The sequence below is a fragment of the Hydrogenivirga sp. 128-5-R1-1 genome (assembly GCF_000171895.1).
In genome coordinates, this window is sequence record NZ_ABHJ01000421.1 from 1 (window position 1) to 1279 (window position 1279).

The 1279-nt window shown below is 35.1% G+C and carries 2 protein-coding genes and 1 pseudogene; all 3 read right to left on the minus strand.

Annotation, left to right across the window (positions count from 1 at the left end; translation table 11 throughout):
• Positions 1-183: pseudogene (locus HG1285_RS01060) on the minus strand (type I methionyl aminopeptidase); the annotation flags it as partial.
• Positions 184-195: 12 nt separating this feature from the next.
• A complete protein-coding gene (locus tag HG1285_RS01055) occupies positions 196-819 on the minus strand; it encodes an adenylate kinase (RefSeq protein WP_008289493.1) in 624 nt (207 codons plus the stop codon).
• Positions 820-822: 3 nt separating this feature from the next.
• On the minus strand, positions 823-1279 hold a 457-nt coding region (locus tag HG1285_RS01050), incomplete at its 5' end, for a SecY family transport protein (protein WP_008289494.1).

Here is a 1279-nt window from a genome sequence, read left to right on the forward strand (position 1 = left end):
GTATAAACCCAGAAAAGCAGGTTTAACTCCTCTTTTTTCAGCTTCCTTTCTTGCTATCTCATCTAGGTCAACACCTGTCATTCCAGGCTTAGTATTTTCCTTTATAATCTGCAGTATTTCTGCAACAATCTTATTCGCTTTTCTAAGCTTTTCTATATCTTCTTTACTTTTTAATTCAATCATTTTGACAAACTATTATTTTAGCACAGATAAAAGTTCTTTGTAAACTTCATCCGGTGATTTTGTAGCATCTATGACCAGTAATTTATTCTGTTTTTTGTAATATTCAATAAGAGGTGCTGTCTGTGAGTGATATACTTCAAGTCTTTTTTTGATTACTTCTTCTTTGTCATCGTCTCTTTGGATTACCTCTACATCTGGAGGTGGTGGATTGTATATTATGTGATAAACTTTGCCTGTTTTAGGGTCTACTCTTCTTCCTGAAAGTCTTTTTATTACTTCTTCATCTGGAACATCGAAAAGTATAACACCATCAAGCTGTCTTCCGACTTCAGCAAGCATTTTGTCCAGAGCTTCAGCCTGTGGAATTGTTCTTGGGAATCCATCTAATATAATATCTTTTCCTTCTAACTCTTTGAGCTTATCTTTTATAATTCCGATTATAATATCATCAGGAACAAGCTTACCTGCGTCCATATACTCTTTGGCTTTTTTACCAAGCTCGGTTCCGTTTTTTACGGCTTCCCTTAGAATATCCCCTGTGGATATCTGAACAAAACCTTTTTCTTCAACAAGTCTTTGAGCCTGTGTCCCTTTACCCGCTCCCGGAGGTCCAAGGAATATATATGTTCTTGCCATTTTCTAACTCCTTTTAAGAAATCCTTCGTATCTTTTCATAGCAAGATGTGCTTCAATCTGATGAAGTGTATCTAAGGCAACTACAACTACGATTAGTGCCGATGTTCCACCAAAGTAAAACGGAACATGAAGCATTTTTATAAGAATCATTGGGAGAACAGCTATTGCTGCAAGAAAAATTGAACCTACAAAAACTATTCTTGTCAAAACATAATTTAAATATTCAGCTGTCTGGGAACCTGCTCTTACTCCAGGTATAAATGCTCCACTTTTTCTTAGGTTGTCTGCAATTTCTGTAGGATTTACCAGTATTGCTGTGTAGAAATATGAAAAGAAGATAATTAAAGCAACATATATTAAAAAGTAAATGTAGCTTTGAGGAGAAAGAATATCTGATATAACCCTTGCTATATGACTTTGTTCTACAAACATTCTTGCAATAGTCGCAGGGAACATAAAA